General features: G+C 50.3%; 14 protein-coding genes. 8 read left to right on the top strand and 6 right to left on the bottom strand.

The annotated features are described in order from the left end of the window. Positions 1 to 15 precede the first annotated feature (15 nt). The 5 genes from H6F91_RS24290 to H6F91_RS24270 all read left to right on the top strand — a co-directional run bounded on the left by H6F91_RS24290 (position 16) and on the right by H6F91_RS24270 (position 3,896). Positions 16 to 1,350, top strand: coding sequence for a hypothetical protein (locus H6F91_RS24290; RefSeq protein ID WP_190773901.1), 1,335 nt, complete (start codon positions 16 to 18; stop codon positions 1,348 to 1,350). A 204-nt stretch (positions 1,351 to 1,554) separates the two neighbouring features. Further along, positions 1,555 to 2,178, top strand: a complete 624-nt coding sequence (locus H6F91_RS24285) for a hypothetical protein (RefSeq protein WP_206754969.1) — start codon at positions 1,555 to 1,557, stop codon at positions 2,176 to 2,178. A gap of 85 nt (positions 2,179 to 2,263) precedes the next feature. Then, on the top strand, positions 2,264 to 2,662 hold the full coding sequence (locus tag H6F91_RS24280; RefSeq protein ID WP_242035953.1) for a hypothetical protein: 399 nt from the start codon (positions 2,264 to 2,266) through the stop codon (positions 2,660 to 2,662). A gap of 151 nt (positions 2,663 to 2,813) precedes the next feature. After that, the gene (locus H6F91_RS24275; RefSeq protein WP_190773898.1) at positions 2,814 to 3,440 is read left to right on the top strand and encodes a prepilin-type N-terminal cleavage/methylation domain-containing protein; all 627 of its coding nucleotides are present in this window, start codon (positions 2,814 to 2,816) and stop codon (positions 3,438 to 3,440) included. A gap of 84 nt (positions 3,441 to 3,524) precedes the next feature. Next, positions 3,525 to 3,896, top strand: a complete 372-nt coding sequence (locus tag H6F91_RS24270; RefSeq protein ID WP_190773897.1) for a hypothetical protein — start codon at positions 3,525 to 3,527, stop codon at positions 3,894 to 3,896. Positions 3,897 to 4,045: 149 nt separating this feature from the next. Here the strand turns inward: H6F91_RS24270 and H6F91_RS24265 are convergent, their stop codons facing one another. Then, a complete protein-coding gene (locus tag H6F91_RS24265; RefSeq protein WP_190789522.1) occupies positions 4,046 to 4,771 on the bottom strand; it encodes an HAD family hydrolase in 726 nt (241 codons plus the stop codon). Positions 4,772 to 4,958: 187 nt separating this feature from the next. Then, the gene (locus H6F91_RS24260; protein WP_190775105.1) at positions 4,959 to 8,642 is read right to left on the bottom strand and encodes a hypothetical protein; all 3,684 of its coding nucleotides are present in this window, start codon (positions 8,640 to 8,642) and stop codon (positions 4,959 to 4,961) included. Positions 8,643 to 9,200: 558 nt separating this feature from the next. Between H6F91_RS24260 and H6F91_RS24255 the strand changes: the two genes are divergently transcribed. After that, positions 9,201 to 9,899: a phosphatase PAP2 family protein gene (locus H6F91_RS24255; RefSeq protein WP_190775104.1), complete on the top strand. Its 699-nt coding sequence runs from the start codon at positions 9,201 to 9,203 to the stop codon at positions 9,897 to 9,899. Positions 9,900 to 9,979: 80 nt separating this feature from the next. Here H6F91_RS24255 and H6F91_RS24250 read toward each other — a convergent pair whose 3' ends face one another. The 3 genes from H6F91_RS24250 to H6F91_RS24240 all read right to left on the bottom strand — a co-directional run bounded on the left by H6F91_RS24250 (position 9,980) and on the right by H6F91_RS24240 (position 13,977). After that, complete coding sequence (locus H6F91_RS24250; protein WP_190775103.1) at positions 9,980 to 11,179, bottom strand: BMP family ABC transporter substrate-binding protein; 1,200 nt, start codon at positions 11,177 to 11,179, stop codon at positions 9,980 to 9,982. Between the two features lie 387 nt (positions 11,180 to 11,566). Continuing rightward, entirely contained in the window at positions 11,567 to 13,336 is a 1,770-nt protein-coding gene (locus H6F91_RS24245) for a macro domain-containing protein (RefSeq protein ID WP_190775102.1), read from the bottom strand. Continuing rightward, entirely contained in the window at positions 13,333 to 13,977 is a 645-nt protein-coding gene (locus H6F91_RS24240) for a MerR family transcriptional regulator (RefSeq protein WP_190775101.1), read from the bottom strand. Before H6F91_RS24240 ends, H6F91_RS24245 begins: the two co-directional genes overlap by 4 nt. 610 nt (positions 13,978 to 14,587) lie before the next feature. Between H6F91_RS24240 and H6F91_RS24235 the strand changes: the two genes are divergently transcribed. Next, positions 14,588 to 15,763: a hypothetical protein gene (locus H6F91_RS24235; RefSeq protein ID WP_206754968.1), complete on the top strand. Its 1,176-nt coding sequence runs from the start codon at positions 14,588 to 14,590 to the stop codon at positions 15,761 to 15,763. 984 nt (positions 15,764 to 16,747) lie between these two features. Beyond that, positions 16,748 to 17,950: a glycosyltransferase gene (locus H6F91_RS24230; RefSeq protein ID WP_190775099.1), complete on the top strand. Its 1,203-nt coding sequence runs from the start codon at positions 16,748 to 16,750 to the stop codon at positions 17,948 to 17,950. 221 nt (positions 17,951 to 18,171) lie between these two features. On the opposite strand, the gene H6F91_RS24225 is transcribed toward H6F91_RS24230, so the two are convergent. Beyond that, positions 18,172 to 18,348 (bottom strand): DUF4278 domain-containing protein, encoded by a 177-nt coding sequence (locus tag H6F91_RS24225; protein ID WP_190775098.1) that lies wholly within the window; start codon positions 18,346 to 18,348, stop codon positions 18,172 to 18,174. Positions 18,349 to 18,496 lie beyond the last annotated feature (148 nt).

Below are 18,496 nucleotides of genomic sequence, written 5' to 3'. Positions count from 1 at the left end.
GAGAGAAAGGTACCCATGAAAGTTTTAAAGCGAGGCTACGCAGTAGGGCGTCATTTAATTGGGAAAAATGGCGATCGCGGCTATGCCATGCCTATCGCCATAGGTTTTGGGCTGGCGATCATGATGGTTTCTGCAGCATTGTTGTTGCGATCGCAAAATGACGATGTGACCGCCAATCAACAGGAAGCCACAGGTAGCAGTCTTAACGTTGCGGAAAGTGGCTTGGCTCGCATCCAATCCTTCATCAATAACAACCGCTCCGTTTCGACCTATAACCTGAGCGCTTGGTCAAACTCGCGCGCCACTGTCAGCACTGGTAATCTATGTGGTCCAACCAGTACTACCGATATTGCGGCGTTTGCCGCTGGTGCCCGCAACTGGCAGAACGTTGATCCGGCTAGCCCCAGTAAAGGCCAGTTTCGAGTGGTGGACTATACATATCAGGCCAATGACGCAACTCGCCCTAATAGCGCACCGGGCATTGGCACATTACAGGTAGAAGGACGGTTAACCAACCGCAGCAGTATCAATAGTCTGCGAGTGACCATTCCAGTGCAATCGGGAGATATGAGCGGAGTACCCATTCCGGGTCTCTGGCTCAACAGTGGGCAAACGGGAGGAAACACCGTACAGGGAAATGTTCTGACCAATGACTGTTCGGTTCCCCTCAGTGCCTTCTCAACGACGGGTGTTGACCCAAATACCAGTGAACCGTATCGGGCCTACTACACCACGATGCAGATGCCTGCTCTGCCGACAATGCCCACCGGAAATTCACTCAATAGCTTACCCAACAACGCTTTCACTGGAAATAACAATGACGTGGTGCTGCCTCACCCAGGAGCCCAGGCCACAACCAAAACTCTGAACAACGGCCAAACGGTTCAGGTGTATGAGTATGGCATCAATAACCTGAACATTCCTCAAAATGGAAGCCTGACGATTACACCTGGTACCCGCGTCACGATTTATCTGGCAGGCAATATCAGTCGGGGTGGAGACATCATCCATAACTGTACTGGTGTTCCTACCTGCCGACCGACTAACTTCCAAATTTATGGGTATGGCGGGACTGGTAGCACTATCTGCTTAAACGGAAACAACTATATCGATATGTTTGTTCTGGCTCCCAGATATGCGGTGGGGGTTGCTGGAGCGGGCGGTTCAGGCGGTATTCGCGGTGCGGTATGGGTTAACAATTGGAGCAATAGTGGCGGTTGCGGTTCTAACACCAGCAACATTACCGTTTTGCAGACCGCTGACTGGGATCTGATGAGCGTTATGCCTCAAAACTTACCGCCCCGTTTTTCGCCCATCCAGACATGGCAGCGGCAGGATGCACAGCCTTAGGTGAGATAAGCAATGCAAAACTATACTTCTCTTTCACAACCTGCTTCTACGGCAGCATCACACCCATGCCTAATCAAACTCAATAGGCAGAAGCGCTCTAATCTCATTCAATTGTTCATGGTTTGGATGCGGGCTGCTCCAAAACCAGTAGGGACACGTGCGCTGTTACAGTCTCAAACGGCAGGATTTACTTTGATCGAGGTGATGGTCGCTATCCTGATCCTGTCTATGTTCATTGGGATTGCGATGACAAGTTTTAGCTTGTCAGCCCTGCTCAAGGTTCGCGCTCGCGTTAACACCGAAGCGACGAACTGGATTCAGCAGGATTTAGAAGCAGTGCGATCGCGCGCCTCACAAATTAATTACACTCTGGCTTCGAATGCTTTAGCGGGGGCAAACACCCTAACCTTAACGTCAGTCACTGGATTAAGTCCCGGTGAACGGATCACTATAGGCCGCAGTGTCTCGGCCTACACCATTAACACAGTGAATACGGGGACAAATACCGTTCAACTCTCCGCATCTTTGCCAGGGGCGCAAACAGCAGGAACCACAGTGTATAACGTCAGCAAGTGTACAGCTACCGCTGCTGCCAATGGCTATGCCAATATCGTGCTGCAAAATCTGCCAACGTTGCCCAACGGGGGAAGCCGTACGATTGCCGGAAAGTCTTACACCCTGACGCGCAGTGCCGTAGTACAGGCAGCAGCACCCTTTGAGGTATTGCAAATTACCTATGGGGTGCAGAGGGCAGGAGAAACAACCCCGATCATGTCAATGTATACGGAGGTGATACCCAATGTGGCGTTTCAATGCGCGCGTAACTGAGGCCGGCTTTTCGCTAATCGAAATGGTCGTGGTGGTCCTCGTTGTTGGAATCTTATCAGCCATTGCTGCCCCAGGATTTCTGGGCATGTATTCTAGAACCCGAGTCAATCAATCCTTAGTGGAAATACAAGGGGCACTTCAGGAGGCGCAACGGCAAGCGATGCGTACCAGTACTCCCTGTAATCTCTCGTTAAATACGAGTACCTCTGCTATCACGGGAGCCTGTTTAGTGACAGGAAATCGCACTTTGAGCCGTGTTGCCATTCGCTCATCTGCAACAGCTATGCGATTTAACATCAAGGGCGCTGTTTCTAATACGGACGGGAGTGCAATGACCCAGCCTGTTACGGTTGTGATTTCATCTCCCACAACGAGTCTGCAACGGTGTTTGGTGATGTCGGTGCCTCTAGGGCTAATTCGAACAGGCGTCTATAGCGGTACGGGTACCCTTGAGGCCAGTTGTGTGCCGAGTAACGGGTCGTGATTTCCATCCTTCCTGACTTCCCTGTTTTTTCTTTTCGTCTTTGAATAGTTCCCTCGATTTTCTTGAATTTTCCCTGGATACACAAACGAAGAAACTCGATTCACACCTTCGTTTGTTCCGACTCGGCTAGATACCTTGCAGGAGAACGGCCATGAAGCGGCTTTTACGATTTCTACACTACTCTCCAACAACCGCTGGATTTACCATCGTTGAGCTCATTATTGCCATGGTGGTAACCAGCATCATGATTACCCTGGCGGGTTATGGTCTCACAACCATGCTGCGGGCAAATCAACAATCAGGGTCAGAAATTTCACGGCGGGCCAACCTGAACCGCGCTCTTGACTTCATGGCTGATGAAGTACGCATGGCAAGAACCATTACCGTCCCAACCTCGACGGATGTACCCAGTCAGTCGTGCGGCCCAACGACTGGGGTGATGACCCTCGTAATGCCCGATAGTTCTCGTATTGTTTACTACGTTCATGAAATTAATGGGTGCTCTGGCAATTTATGGACCGCCACAACGATTCGCCGCCGAGTTGTAGGAGGCGCTGACACTCTGTTAGTGGATGCTCTAACGGCTCCCAGTGCAATGCCTAGCGGCTGTACGGCTACAACACAAACGCTCAGAGGTACGAATGGCTTTTATGCCTGCTTAGATAGTGCGAATACCCAATTAGTCACGTTGTTTTTATATGGCAGGCTGACGGATGCCCGAGGTAATACAACAGGTACCTACCCCGTCAGTGGCCAGGCTTCGGCTAGAAGTTTTTAGCGTGGATGGTTTGGATGCCGGCATCCAAACCATCATTTCGGTTGATTGATTTTCACTTCCCTGAACTTGATTGGAGCCCCACCGATGACGTCTTCATGGCCTACTGTGCTTGAACTCACTGATGCAGAACCTGAGTTTAATGGGATTTCGCAGGATCAGATGAGTCTGGCAAAATGGCTGATTTTTGCTATTGTAATGGCCGGTAGTAGCCTGGTGGCGATCGCCCCTACAATCCGCCCCAGCGCTGCTATTTATCTTCCTCCCACGACTGCTGAAGAATATGATTATTACCAACAACAAATTCGCCAGTACAGTGAAGCGGTTGCCCAACCCAACCATACCATTGCCGACCATCTCCGGTTAGCGGATGCGCTGGCCAATGCAGGGGAACGGGAATCCGCGAGCCGAGCCTATTTGGCTACGATGACTCACAGCCCAAAATCCCACACGCACTAATTTAAGTAGAGTGATGTTGACTGCGTGATACGCAGTCAACATCACTCTACTTTAGGGCTTACACAGTTTTTGTTGTGTGTGATGTGCGTCGTACTCTACACGCAGCAAAAATGCGTTGTATCAAATTAACGCATTCAACCTCTTATGGTTTATGTATTTAACAGGCGATCGATTAACTCTACGACGCCTGCTCCCCGCTCTGCATGAGTTACCCAGTCAACCTGAGACTGCACTTCGGGTAGCGCATTCGCGACCGCTACGGCATAGCCGCAAACGTTGAGAAAAGGCAAGTCATTCTCTGCATCCCCCACCCCCACGATCTCGGTCAATTCCACCTCTAATTCCTGCGCGGCGGCGGCCAATCCTGAGGCTTTATCGATGCCCGTTGGCAGCATCATGACAGCACCTTTGTTCAAAATAATTTGTAGATCTAATCCCATTTCCTCAATCAGCGATCGCGCTTCCACACTATGAGGCTCCCAGGTGGATACGATGATCCGGCCCTGCCCTACCAGAGGGTACGCCTTCTTGAGCCGCTGCATTTCTTCAGAGAGGGGGGCGGTGTTGGTACGAGCAGCTGTGTAGACGCGATCGCGCAACGCCTCCACAAACTCCTGTGGAGGGCCTTGGGTTAGAGGCTTTTCTGTCTGGGTAGCAGGATGATACAGCATCGCCCCATTTTCAGTGACTACCCAATCAAATGCATCAATGAATGAGCAAATCTGAAGGGTGTCTTCAAACTCACGCCCGGTGATTAGCACAAGCTTGCGACCGGCTTCACGCCATCGGTAGAGCGATCGCACAGTTGCCTCATCCACGGCCCCATGCAACGCCAGCGTTCCATCGTAATCCGAAGCCAGCACCGAGTAGGTCATGAGCTGCACCTGCACCCTTGCGACTCACCTATGTTAACCTCAGTTCGGGTTAAGGGCTTTTTCGAGTGCCGCGCTTCGCGCGGCACTCGAAAAAGCCCATTATTGCGTGCGCGTCGCGCACGCAATAATGGGCGGTTCGGCTTATCCCGAACTGACGTTATGTTACACGACATCCAATTTAAGAACATTATGCAACCACTGTAAAATCATTACGCGTTAACGCAGGTGCTTCCTGAAGGGTCGCAAACTGTCCTCCTGTGCCGAATCCTGCAGCGCTACCGTTAGCGTTGTAGAACAGGCGACCATTGGTGCGGTTATAGGCGATCGCTGCTCCCACCCGTCCTGCTGCAGCATCGCTGGTCACGCTGGCAAACTGGTTGCCATTGAGGCTGCGCCCCACCGAATTGCCGAGGAGCGTAAATGCGCGGGCTGAGAGCGTAATGCGATCCTGGCCCCGCAGGAAGTCGGTGATGCGATCCACGCCAAAATCGGCGCGGCGGAAACTGCGAGAAGAGGCGAATTGGAAGCTGTCGCGTCCGCCCCCGCCCGTCAGGGTGTCGTTGCCGGCACCGCCGTTGAGGGCATCTGCTCCCAAACCACCGAGGAGGCGATCGCTTCCCGCTCCACTCGTCAGGGTGTTATTCCCACGATTGCCTGTCATTCTGTTGTTACGAGTGTTGCCCAATCCGTTAATGTTGCCGCTTCCAGTCAGGACTAAGTTTTCTAGATGGTTGCCCAGGGTCCAGGTGATTGAGGAGCGCACGGTATCGATGCCCTGGTTGAGCCCTTCAGTGAGGCGATCGCCAACGTTATCGACGGTATACAGATCATTCCCCAGGCCACCATTGAGAGAGTCTGCCCCCAATCCGCCATTCAAAACATCATTGCCGCCCCCACCAGCCAAACTGTCGTCACCGCTGGCCCCAATTATGGTGTCATTGCCTGCACCCCCCAGCACAATATCCGCCAAGGCGCTGCCCTGTACTGTGAGCCGTCCTGCAAAGTTGCTTAAGTCGAACTGCTCAAAGTTCTGCACCGTCAGGCCATTGATGCCTTGCAACTGGTTGGTTGGTTGAGTCAGGTTAAGGGTGAGGGAATCGGTGGAGACCCCAGCGGAGAGGGTGAGGCGATCGCTGCCATCTCCACTATCCAGAACATCGTTCTGGCCGAGGTTCGCCACAGTTGCGGTGACGATATCTGCGCCTCCCCCGGCTAGAATGCGATCGAAGAGTGGGGATGCAACAAACGATTCAGCAGCGTCTGTCCCGCCCACGGACAAGTTAAACGGGGCGGTGAAGGTTAACGCTACATCCGTAGCATCGGTTGCCGTTACGGTCAGGGCAAGTTGTCCATTGGTTAACTCGTTGTAGGTTAATGCCTGCCCATCCAGTAGTTTTAGTTGCAGTGTGTTGTTGGTGTTCACGACTTCGAAGCGGTTGTCGCTTACCGTCAACGTGTTGTTGCGGAAGGCGGCAAGGGCATCTGGATCTGTTACTGTTAGTGTGCCAATTACGGCTCCAGTTACATTCTGCGGAATGATAGTGTTGCTGAGGGCGATCGCCGTTACAGCTTCATTGGCATTGGTAACTGTAATCGTTTGAGGGATTTCAATACTGTTACCGGCTGCATCCGTTGCACGAATCCGAACGTTGTAGGTCGCTTGATCTTCAAAATCAGCGGGGACATTCAGATAAAGCTGGTTATTCTCAATCCGAAAGGCGTTGTTATTGTTGTCTCCGTCGCCATTGACAAAGCTAAACGATACGTTGCTAACATCTGTTGCCAATAGCGTTGCAACTGCTGTATTAGCTGAGCTATTTTCAAGAACGCTATTGCTACTCAGAGAGACATTCGCGGGTGCGACCGTATCAATATCAAACAGCGGAGAAACTGTAGGTGTTTCGGTTCCAGCCGCATTACGGGCGGTGATCGTAACACTCTTTCCAGTGCCCTGACCCAGGTTTGTTAAATCTGCACTGGTCAGGGTATACGTCCAGGTCGTGCCATTCACCTCGGCTGTGCGGGTTGTGCCTGCCACATTAAGGCTAACGGTGGTACCTGCATCGGTGGTGCCGCTGAAAACAATGCCAGCGCTGGCTTCTGTGGCATTAATAATATTGTCAGTGGCGATCGCCCCAATCGTGGGTGCCGCTGGCGGTTCTGTACTAATGGTGAATGATTGGGATTGGATGACAGCCGTATTGCCCGCTGCATCCGTAGCGGTGATACTGACGGTTTTTCCTGGCCCCTGTTCTAAATTTGAGAGATCAGCGTTGCTCAGCGTGTAGCTCCAGGTCGTGCCATTCACTGTAGCCGTGCGGCTTTCCCCAGCTACAATCAGCCTGATGGTCGTGCCTGTATCGGTGGTGCCACGAAGCACGACACCAGCGGTCGCTTCAGCCGCATTAATGATGTTGTCAGTGGCGATCGCCTCAACGGTGGGGGCTGACGGGGCAATTGTATCAATCGTAAAGGGTTGCGATACCTGGCTTCCGCTGACATTCCCAGCAGCATCGGTGGTGACGGCTGTAACGGTGCGACCTGACCCCTGGCCCAAATTGGCGATGTCCTGAGGGGTTAGCGTGTAGCTCCAGGTTGTACCGTTAGCGGGGACGAAATAGGTTTGGCCTGCAATGGTGAGGCTAACAGTGGCTCCGGGTTGCGTGGTGCCGCTAATGGTAGCCCCGGTCGTGGCTTCTGTGGCGTTGATAATGTTATCTGTGGCGATCGCCCCAATGGTGGGTGGCAGGGGGATGACAGAAATCGTCGCCGTTTCAAGGTTGCTGCTGTAAGCCGTATTCCCTCCGACCACCCCAAGATTAACGGTGCTGCCGTTGAGGCTACCATCGGTGCTATCCCACGCCCGGAAACCAATTGTAGCTTTACCACTAAATCCGGCGTTGGGTACAAACCGAAGGCGTGTTGCCGTCTGTACGGCCACATCTCCCAGTTCAAATTGACCACTGGCCGAGGTGGTGTTATCCCCAAAAAATACGAAGTTGGGAAAATTGTAGGGGTCGGGAATCAGGGGGTTGGAGGGTGTGAAATTGGAGTAGTCCCGCAGGGGACCCGTTAAAATTTGTGTGCCATTAGCAAACAACACATAGTTGCTGCCCACAACCTCCAGCCGATAGCTGGTTAAAACGTTTGTGTTGAAACTGACGCTTTCTGCCTGGGTAAAGAGGCCCTGAAGTTGCCCATTTGGGTTGACTGTTCTGTCATCTGACTGGGCAAAAATAAGGCCCGTATTGGGAGTGAGGGTCTGGAATGCTAACTCAATGGCTCGCGTCCCATCACTGCTGACGACAGTGACACTGAAGCCCGCGCGATTACTATTCACCAAGTTATTTAAGTTGATACGGGTCTCAAACGCCAGGCTATAGCCCTGCTGCCGATCGAGAGTAGGAAAACTGGAATTTTTGATTCCGGTTAGGCTGTAGTTGCTATAACCTGCGTATATAGCTGAATTGGCACTGGTGTCCAGGATGGTACCGTCTGTACCCGCTGTCTGCGTGGCTCCTGTAGGATTATTGTAGAACAGCCAGGATTGGGTACCGGGTGCTGGTGGCGTTCCACTCACCCCTGGCACATAAAGGGCTTGTGCCCCCAGAACCAGGGCGTTGTTACCGTTAATTCCTGTGGGAAAGTTCTGCCAATCGGTGCCACCGTTTGTGGAATACTGCCAGGTGCCGTTGGTGCTATCAGCTCCGGTGATAGCGATCGCCTCAAACCCATTATCGGCATCAGTAATCAAACTACCCGCCAGATCGAGAAGAGAGATACCGGTATTCGTTTCGCTGGAAATGTCTTGAAGAATGTTGGGTAGTGTCGGATTACCCGCTGTATTTAAAACTGGTGCCGTATTAGCCATCGCATCCAAATCAAAATTTAAGGGAACAGCACAAAATGAGTAACGACGACATGGGGAGGATTCAAAGAATGCGCCCAACCCCTTCGTGTACTGTTTGTCCTGCACTATAGCCTTGTTTTGAAATGATGACATCTAAAGAATTTATCTTTTAAATACTTCTCATAAAGGCTTTTCACAGAATTCATGTAGATCTCTTGATGCCCGTTTCTGGGGATATAGCATGGGGCGTAGAACAATGGGTTCCCGCCCTGGCACGACTGAGCCAATCGCGGGCATGAACTTATTACCCTGGCAACTTAAGAGAATACTCTGCGTGGGGCGCAACGCACCCCACGTAGAGTATTCTCTTAAATTCCTGAATTCCCTAACATTGCTGAGGCAATAGATAATAGAGTTGTCACCCAAAACTAGAGCTCCTTTTGGCATCGCACTGCGATGCCAAAAGGAGCTCTAGTTTTTCTGGCACAGCAATATAATATGTAACTTTTTCTAGAGTAAAGCCTTTTTTGAGTGCTTTAAGCTGAAGGCACTTTACATGAAGGATGCGACATTGTCGGCATGATAGAGGCTAAGTTGAAGCGGCATCTTCGTTCATTTTGGGCGGTTTCGAAAACATGGGTCATCAGCCACCGCGCTAGCTTGTTGCTTCTGCTCGTTGGTGTATTTCTGCCTCTTCAGGTGTTTGGCGAGTTGGCAGAGGATGTTTGGGAAAATGAAGGGGGCTTTTCCTGGGATGTTCCGATTCTGCTTGCCATTCATGCCAGAGCAAATCCTCAGCTTGATGCTGTGGTAACCATCTTGACCCGCTTCGGGGTGTTCTGGGGGGTCTTTCCTGCTGCCATCATTATTTCAATTTTTCTCCTGCTCCGACGCCGCTTGCACCGCTTAACCTATTTTTTGATTACCCTGCTGGGCGCTACTGTGCTCAACCGAGTTGCCAAAGCCATGCTGCATCGGGTACGGCCTCAACTATGGACATCCCCCGCTCCCGAATTGGATTATGGTTTTCCCAGCGGCCATGCCATGGCAAGTATGACGCTGGTGGTGGCTCTGATCGTTTTGACCTGGGGCAGTTATTGGTGCTGGGTTGTGGCTCTTGCTGGTGGTGCATTTGTCCTGATGATTGGATGGACCCGGCTGTATTTAGGGGTACATTACCCCAGTGATATTTTGGCGGGTTGGGCCGCTTCTATTGCCTGGGCGATCGGGGTCAAAATGCTGATTAGATTCCCGTCTCCACCGAAAATCCAGAATTAAATTTACAGCTGCTTTAGCCTATACAACAGAAAAGGGTGAGTGCTTTGCACTCACCCTTTTCTGTTGTATAGGCCTGTTGGTTAGATGGTGCCAATAACGCCTTCTACCAGGTAATTCATTTGCTCCAAAACTGGATCTTGTTGCTTCAGTTCTTGCCCGGCCGCAATGACGACATTCCCCTGGTTATCCTTAATCTCGCCCTTGTAGATCACCATGCTGCCATCCATGAACTTGGCCATGGCTTCATCCGCCTTAGCTTTCGTGTCAGAGCTAACCGCAGGGCCATAGGGGGAGAGTTTACAGAACCCTTCCTTCAGACCGCCTCGCACCAGATGGGGAATGCTTCCATCCATCAGCTTTTTGCCAGCCAACAGGTCTTCGGTAAAGCGGGAGTAAATATTCACCCAATCCCACTCGGCCCCCGTTAGATAGCCCTTAGACGCCAGGGCAGATTGGTTTGCATGATAACCCACGGAGTAAATATTGCGCTTCTCGGCAGTTTCCATCACGACTTTGGGGCTGTCTACGTGGCAGGTGACGACGTCGATGCCCTGGTCTGCCATGCTGTTGGTGGATTCCGCTTCTTTAACCGGTTCAGCCCAGTTCCCAGTAAACACGACCTGGGTCGTTACATCTGGGTTTACGCTGCGAGCCCCCATAGTGAAGCTGTTGATGTTGCGAAGTACCTGGGGAATAGGTTTGGCCGCTACAAAGCCCAGTTTGCCCGTCTTAGAAGTTAAGGCCGCTACAATTCCGGCAACATACTGTGCTTCGTCGATGTAGCCAAAGTAGCTGCCTACGTTTTTGGGGGTTTTCCCTTCTATGTATAGACCACCCGCGTGGAAGAACTGCACATCGGGGTACTCTGTCGCTATTTTGAGGATGTGGGGGTCAAAGTATCCGAAGGAGGTGGGGAAGAGGGCGATCGCACCATCAATGTCGATCATGCTTCGCATCGACTCGGTGACGGCTGTGGTTTCGGGGATGCTTGCTTCTTCCACAAGCTTGACATTGGAGAACTTGCTGGCCATTCCTGCAGCCCCCTCGGCATGGGCCTGGTTATAGCCATAGTCGTCCTTAGGCCCAACGTAAATAAAGCCAATTGTGATAGGCTCACCACTGGCCGCCGGTGATTCCCCGGCCGCAGTGACTTCTCCACCAGAACCCTTGCTAGCCGTACATCCGGTTCCCAATTTGGCCGTTACCCCAAAAGCGCTCGTTGCAAGCAGGGTACGGACAAATTGACGACGGGATAAACCAAAAATTCTGCGCTGACTCACGATGACATAGCTCCGATGATAAGAGGGGACACAGAAGGGAATGAAATACCGTAGAACTGCAAACTAAAATTTCTACTATGTGGCTTTAACGTACTCAGACCTCGTGTTTCGAGTGGTATCTATCACTACAAAACATCTTTCAAATCTCGGAGACGTATGCTCATACTCTCAAGAAGCTCACCGTTTCTTTCTGTATTAGGGGAAGGGGCGATCGCTGGAATCCTTTCTAAACCAGAATTAAGAACCGTTGTTTTCTCGTCGCTTTGCGACGGGAAAACAACGGTTCTTAATTCTGACGCAAGATACGAGTAAACCTAAAATGCTGTGTCGCCCACCTTGCGAGCAGCACAGCATTTCAGGTTTTATGTTGAACTACGCATCACCTATTTACCAACTGGAAAACCGGCTGAATTGAGCTTCATAAACCTGCAACGTGTGCTCATCAAAACAAACAAATCGTACAGTACCAATGGTGCTTCGGCTAAATAAGTAATGGCTAACTGTTTCAAATGCGATACGTGCAGCCAGTTCAACGGGAAACCCCAAAGCACCGATGCCAATGGCGGGAAAGGCGATCGAATAAATTCCTTGCCTGGATGCCAGGTCGAGGCAGGCACGATAACACTGGGCCAGCATAGCATCCTCCCGATGGTTGCCCCCGTGCCAGGGAGGACAGACGGTATGAATCACCCAGGGAGCCGCTAACTTGAATCCAGGGGTAATTTTTGCCGACCCTTCAGCACATCCATTTAATGCCTGACAAGCTTTGAGTAACTCAGGGCCAGCGGCACGATGAATTGCCCTGGCAATAGCTCCACTATCCGATAAATAACAATCTGTGGAATTGACGATCGCATCAGTCGTTTGCTGGGTAATGTCTCCCAACAGGGGACCTCGATCAAAGGCATAGAACAGGTTGCTGTGCCCTCGACTGCGTCGGCTGCCACGACTGTAGGATTGATGCGACGAGCGCTTTCGGTAGCTAGAGATCTTGCGGCTTTGAAGTTCCTGGTCCAGGTCTTCCAGAGCAGCTGCCTCGGGAACAGACATGGGGAGGTTGTAATCCAGCATTTGCTGCCGAGTCTTTTGCAAAATCTGGCTGGCTGTGTCGTAATCTCCTTTGTCTACCAGATTGACGGCCTCTTTTTTAGCACGGGCTGTCATCATCAACGCAACTTGCTGCTGCACGTCAGTATTAAGCGGAAACTCATTCAGTTGGTGATGAAGAACGACAGGAAGTTGCAACGGAATGGTGAGTTCCTGAAGTTGCTGTTCTGTATCCGTCCAGCTTAAATGAAAGACGCAGAGTGGCGCTTCCTGCGTTATGGCAGGAACCTTTAGCCGCACGACAAAATCTATGGGATTGCCAAACATCAAATTGGGCAGCTTATACTGTCCGTCGGCATCCTTATCCAGGTCATTCAGCACATCAGCAAGCACCACATCCCCCTGAGGTTTAACCGCCATGGTGACCGCTTTACCAATAGTGATGGCTAACCCCTGAAGTTCCTGCTCAAAGATGCTGGGGAGCTGTTCCGCAGCTTCGATGTAGTAGTAATTGCCATCGCCACTACGGGCCATGGCTTCTAACAAGTCTTCGTTATAGTCATCCCCCAAGCCCATAGTAGAGGTGCTAACGCCCCGTTGCGCGAGTCCATGAACATCCGTGGCGATCGCATCAGGGTTCGTCTCCCCGAGATTCGCTAACCCATCAGATAGCACAATGACGCGATTGAGTTCGGCTGTAAGCGACTGGCTCACCTGAATCCCGCCCTGTACCCATCCGGCATGGAGAGCTGTACTACCCCTCGGTTGGATCTGGTTGATCAGACGCTTAAAGCTGGTTTTGTTGTTTGCTGGAGTGTTGGGAATAAGGGTTTCCACATGGTTGTCGAAAATGGTGACGCTGAGGCGATCGCTCGGCAATAATTGCTCAATGGCGTAGCAGACTGCCTGACGAGAGTACTCAATTTTTTTGCGATGGCCCATAGAGCCTGAGCGATCGATTACAAACCCGACATTAAGGGTGGGGCGGCGGGCATCAATCGTTTCAGGCAGGTCGGGGGGGATAATGCGTACTACCAGATCAAGGGTCGTAGGGCGATCAGAGCAAACAGCAGCCCGCAGGGGGATGAGGTCAATATGCGGTTGGTTCATGAGCGGGAAGACCTCCGTTTTGAGGAAGCAAGAGATGTCAGAATGCGTAAGATATGCTGGAGCAGGTTTTGTTGCTCTTGGGATGTTGTCGGTAAAGTAAAGTCGCTGCGCACGTGCAACTCCAGGCCGGGTAAAACCTCCAGCCGAGTCCACTGTGTTGTGCTTGGGGATGGGGATGGAATGGGCGGCGGTGATACAATTGGGGGACTGAACGGGGCCTGGCGAGCTGCGTCTGGTTGCCGTTGTTGAATTTGTTGCAAAAAGGCCAGGGCCGGGTTTGCTGGAGTGACGGTGAGTTGAGCGCCGCCCTGAAGTAATGCCTCCAGGTCTGGGTCAGGTTTTGAACGCGCCAGGGTATCAATCACACTGGCTCCGTAACCTTCTGTTAGTAACCGTCGTACTAACAACACTTGCAGTAAGTGCCGGTAAGTATAACGAGCTTCTCGCCCCTCCTTCAGCGGTTCATCCAACATGCCCTGACTGGTGTAATGCCGTACAAGGCGAGGTGTGACCTCTTCCCGTACACGGGTATGAGCCTTTTCCTCCGGTAAAAACTGGGGTAGTAGTTCGTTTGCTATCTGCACCAATTCTTCCAGTGACCAGTGGGGATCTAGCTGGGCAACCTGCTGTAATGTTCTCATGCACCCATGCTAATTATGACAACTGAACTTGTCAATATCAACTCGCGCTGTAAGTTTGGATTGCTAGCAATTCTCATTATGAGCTTCAAAGCCGAGAGTTCGTGCCCTACAGGCACGAACTCTCGGCTTTGAAGCCCGAAAACCGCTCGCTTATGGCGAGCGGTTTTCGGGCTGGATTTCAAAATGAGAATTGCTGTTGGATTGCCGAATTATAGGAGTCATGAATGGGGTGTGAGAAGCTGCTTGAAAACTATTGAGAAGGTTGCTTCTTCGTGTGCGAAGGGCACGAAAAATCAACCTTCTCAAACCGGTTCTAAAAATTCGAGTCAATTCCGTCCAAGAGCCTGCTTGAAAAGTTGCGGTACGAATGTCTGACCTAAGCTGGAGGATCTCCGCTGTCCATGCTTCAATTGGAGTTCAGATGTAGCTCGCTGTGCTCTTTAACACGCGAAAGTCTCTCGAGGTGTCATTGAAACATAAACGGTTGCTTTGGATAATTCTGAATTTGTCCATTCATCTTGGGTTGATAGCCTTTGCTCAGTCGGCTACTGCGAAACCGTGGGTGCAGTCGACTGAACGTTCATCTTCAGGGAGCTCATTTCAAGAAATTATGTTGGGTGCTTTCACCCCGGCTTGTCCATTGCCACCAATACCGGTCTCGGAAGCCACCCTGAACGATTTAATGGGGTTGTCTTCTACCGTGCTGCTAGCGTTGTTAGATAGCGCGGGGGAAAGCGATCGCTCTAACATTCAAGGAAATGGTTCTGATCCTGGGTTGCATCCAGGAGTCAACGAATTATTAGCACAGGGTAATTTAGCGGCAGCGGTTGAATTTGCCAGGACTTTAGAAGATGCCTCACAACGCAACGAAAATCTCTTTGCGGTTAGTCGGGCCTTTTCCATTCAGAATCGTACAGATGAAGCTCGGGAAGTCGCGTTGACCCTGACAGAAACACCTCCAGAAAAGCCCTATGCTGCGTTTAGTGGTGCACGTTCTATCCGGGATCAGGCATTGTTTTATGTTGCTCAGGGCTACTGGAATGAGGGACAGCTAGAAACTGCATTAGAACTGGTTGGCCTAATGAATGAGGAGGCTCAGTTATCACCCCTCTTGCGAATTGCAGAGAAGTATTGGGATCAGGGACAACAGGCCGCTGCTTCGGCCACTTTGGAGCGGGCTACCGCTGTGTACAAAAATTTGGCAACCAGATCTGAGGCGGAGTATGTCTTACAGTTCTGGGCTTTGGCCAGATTAGTGGGAGTTTATATCCGGTTTGATCAGGAAGAGGGGCGATCGCAAGCCGCTGATTTAACGTCAGAATTGTTTGAGTTAGCGCAAACTTTCCCCACTCAGGAATACGGAACGCTCAGTCTTCTAACGGGTGCTGTTATTACCTATGTACGCGCCGGGCAAACAGAATCTGCCACTACAGCACTTTCTTACATCCTGAACAATGTTGACGTCGTGACAGAGCCCTATCTCAAAGCCATGATAGTGGCAGGGGCCGCAAATCAATATGCTGCTTTAGCAGAGGGTACTTCTTCGGGGGACGCATTTCACGAACGCGCTGCCGATCTCATGGCGCAAGCCGAAGATTTAGCAAACACAGAAGATGACAGTGCTCAACGTAATGTCATTGCTGCTGCCTTTTCCCTGGTGTACTACGAAATGGGCCAAGCTGACAATGCCTTACGAGTAACGAATGTAGTAGAACCTCCTGCTCTACGCGACCAGATTCAACAGGCGTTAGCCTGCGCCAACAGCTCTCAACAAAGACAGAATTAGAGAGGATAGATTTAGATTTGCTCAGATCCACTCCGATTAAAACATCCCAATTTGAAACGTAATCTCAAATTCACCCTGATTCGTAACTGACATCAAATCCGATTAAAGAATCATAGTATGCAGTGGTGCGGCGCACTATACGCCGCACCACTGCATACTAGGGTTCTTTAACTGGGCATACAGCACTATGTGCGTTGATTAAGTACAGAAGATAGTGTGTGGCGTGACGTGCCACACACTATCTTCTGTACTTAATCAACTTGGATACCGCTATATGAGTAGGATATTCTCATCAAAGAATTAAAGCCTCTAAAAATTGGGAACACTAAACCTGAATACCTCGAAGGGTTATGTGCCGCCATCTTAGGATGGCGGTTTTTTACTACGGTTCAAGACGAAAAGCGTTTTCTGTAAATATCCCAAAAGGGTTCACTACCAAAGAGAGTCCAATTTGATCCAATGGACCTTATTCCAACGGGAGCGACTTCGTTTTAAGGCTCCTGGCATGGACTTCAGTTTTTGAAAATCTGCTCAATTAAACATCAAATTGCAAAGCTATGCTGCCTACAGAATGGGTAGAGCCGCTCTTGGAGTTCGGTTAATTTTGTTCGTCTGCTTGTCAGATTTGTATACCAAGAGCAAACGTCTCAGTACAGGGTGGAACCGTAACACCCGCAAAAGAAATGTGTGCAATTCCAAAGGCTGCGCGGATTTCTAGCCAGTTACTGAGTGAATCTCATACCTAAGATACTAGACAAATTTATATTTATATTCTCCAAGTTTATATCCCCTTTATAGTTTCTATGCAAATATACTCTCCATACGTAACGAAGCGATCGCCCCCACCCTTGGAACCATCAATTCCCTCAGGCCCTCTACTCAATAGAGGTTTAGAGAGAACTCATGATTCTAACGTCATAGCTGTTGCTAGATTACTGATCCAAAATACTGAAAGTACTCCTAATAAAGACAAACACCAAAGTTATGCATAGCCATAATCGGCCTACCCTGGCTTTAATACCCAACTTTAAGATCAAACTTTTACCTAATGATCAAATTATTATTACACGTAAGTTTATTGAAGCCGTTTTGATGTATGAAAGCCTGTGGAATGGGCGAGTCAAGGTTCTGATTGAAGAAGAGAAAAACGGAGTTGACGAAGTTGATCAAAAGGTCATGAACCGTCATGATTTACCTTTTGAAATGGAGTTTGTCCCCTATGATTCGCCAAACTTAATTGAGTATCTAAAAGGTTGTGTTGTTATCGGTAGCGTTGACTATCACCAAAATCACCTCAGCCAACTGTGCCGGGAGCATGGAATTCCCTGCATTTACACGGCTGAATACACCCTCAAGACTCGACAGCAAATCATTGCAGTGAGCACTACAAATCCGCTGAAACGGTTGCGGCAGAATTTATGGGCACAGCAGCAGGAAAAACGCCAACGACGGGCGATCGCCTTAGCCGACGGGCTGCAATGTAACGGTTTTCCAATTTTTGAGGAATATCGGTCTATCAATTCCCATCCTATGCTTTATCTGGATACCCGGATTACCGAGGATATGATGGCAACGCAGGATGATGTTGAGAAGCGGGCATTCTATCGATCTGACACAGAACCCCTACAACTGGTATTTTCCGGGCGCTTAAATCACATGAAGGGGGCTGATCACCTCATCGAAGTTGCCCAGCAACTGAAGCGCCTGCATGTGCCATACCATCTTTACATCAGCGGGGCCGGGGTTTTAGAAGAACCGATGAAACAACGGATCCAGCAGGAGTCGTTGGGTAATGAGATTACCATGCTAGGGGTTCCAGATTTTAAGTCTGAGTTCTTCCCCTTTGTCAAATCCAAAATGGATTTATTTATTTGTTGCCATCGGCAGGGAGACCCGTCCTGTACCTATATCGAAACCATGTCAGCCGGTGTTCCAATTGTCGGTTACGGTAATGAGGCATTCGAAAAACTGAGCAACAATTCGCATGCCGGTTGGGTTGTACCCTTAAACCGCCCCGACCTGTTGGCTCGGCAGGTTGCTAACTTGAATAAAAATCGAGAAGAAATCACCACGAAGGCAATGACTGCACAGAAATTTGCCCAGGAACACACATTTTTAGAAACCTTTCGGCGGCGGGTAGAACACGCAGAAGCCGTGTATACAGATGTAGCAGCCCGCCAAAACTAAAACTTACTGGAGGGGTTGTTTTTCGTGCACTTCGCGCATGAAAAACAACCCTTTAAAAGGCTCTCACGTTACAGCGCTTGCACCAGGATAGAGACAGGGTTGCCCTCACCTCTATCCTGGTGCAACAGACTTCCTGGGTATGATTTCACGCCATTATTTGCAAAAGAGCTGTTCGGATTCAAACAGGAACTTCGAGCCAAAGGCTTCAAGAAATCTTAACCTCATGCACGGTAGTGAATGCCACGGTATTTGAGTGACACGGGGGTGTAGTGTTGGGTAACTTTACCCTGCTGGATTTTGTAAGCTCTACCCAGGAAACGACCTTCATAGCCACTATCTATCATTTCCACCTCAGGATTCACTGATTCATGGGGGGCGCCACGATAAAACAGTTCCATTTTTGACTCCTTTAGAAAATGGGGGTTTTCTTTCAGGTCTTGGGCCAACCCCCTTTGGGGGCCTTGGCTTCCTTTGACCTTGACCTCAGTTTGCGGTTTGGCTCGCAGTTAAACCACCGATGTTTAGGGTATTAGGAGGAAGATAAGG

Source organism: Leptolyngbya sp. FACHB-8 (genome assembly GCF_014695575.1).
Lineage (GTDB): Bacteria > Cyanobacteriota > Cyanobacteriia > Elainellales > Elainellaceae > Vacuolonema.
Note: the sequence above shows the minus strand (reverse complement) of the source record. Positions and strands in the feature narration are given on the sequence as shown.

Excerpts from the sequence above, each read along its gene's own strand:
- H6F91_RS24255 (WP_190775104.1), top strand. The coding sequence starts at position 9,201 with ATGATAGAGGCTAAGTTGAAGCGGCATCTTCGTTCATTTTGGGCGGTT.
- H6F91_RS24240 (WP_190775101.1), bottom strand. The coding sequence starts at position 13,977 with ATGAGAACATTACAGCAGGTTGCCCAGCTAGATCCCCACTGGTCACTG.
- H6F91_RS24260 (WP_190775105.1), bottom strand. The coding sequence starts at position 8,642 with ATGGCTAATACGGCACCAGTTTTAAATACAGCGGGTAATCCGACACTA.
- H6F91_RS24245 (WP_190775102.1), bottom strand. The coding sequence starts at position 13,336 with ATGAACCAACCGCATATTGACCTCATCCCCCTGCGGGCTGCTGTTTGC.
- H6F91_RS24280 (WP_242035953.1), top strand. The coding sequence starts at position 2,264 with ATGTATTCTAGAACCCGAGTCAATCAATCCTTAGTGGAAATACAAGGG.
- H6F91_RS24285 (WP_206754969.1), top strand. The coding sequence starts at position 1,555 with ATGGTCGCTATCCTGATCCTGTCTATGTTCATTGGGATTGCGATGACA.
- H6F91_RS24235 (WP_206754968.1), top strand. The coding sequence starts at position 14,588 with ATGTTGGGTGCTTTCACCCCGGCTTGTCCATTGCCACCAATACCGGTC.
- H6F91_RS24265 (WP_190789522.1), bottom strand. The coding sequence starts at position 4,771 with ATGACCTACTCGGTGCTGGCTTCGGATTACGATGGAACGCTGGCGTTG.
- H6F91_RS24275 (WP_190773898.1), top strand. The coding sequence starts at position 2,814 with ATGAAGCGGCTTTTACGATTTCTACACTACTCTCCAACAACCGCTGGA.
- H6F91_RS24270 (WP_190773897.1), top strand. The coding sequence starts at position 3,525 with ATGACGTCTTCATGGCCTACTGTGCTTGAACTCACTGATGCAGAACCT.
- H6F91_RS24230 (WP_190775099.1), top strand. The coding sequence starts at position 16,748 with ATGCATAGCCATAATCGGCCTACCCTGGCTTTAATACCCAACTTTAAG.
- H6F91_RS24290 (WP_190773901.1), top strand. The coding sequence starts at position 16 with ATGAAAGTTTTAAAGCGAGGCTACGCAGTAGGGCGTCATTTAATTGGG.
- H6F91_RS24225 (WP_190775098.1), bottom strand. The coding sequence starts at position 18,348 with ATGGAACTGTTTTATCGTGGCGCCCCCCATGAATCAGTGAATCCTGAG.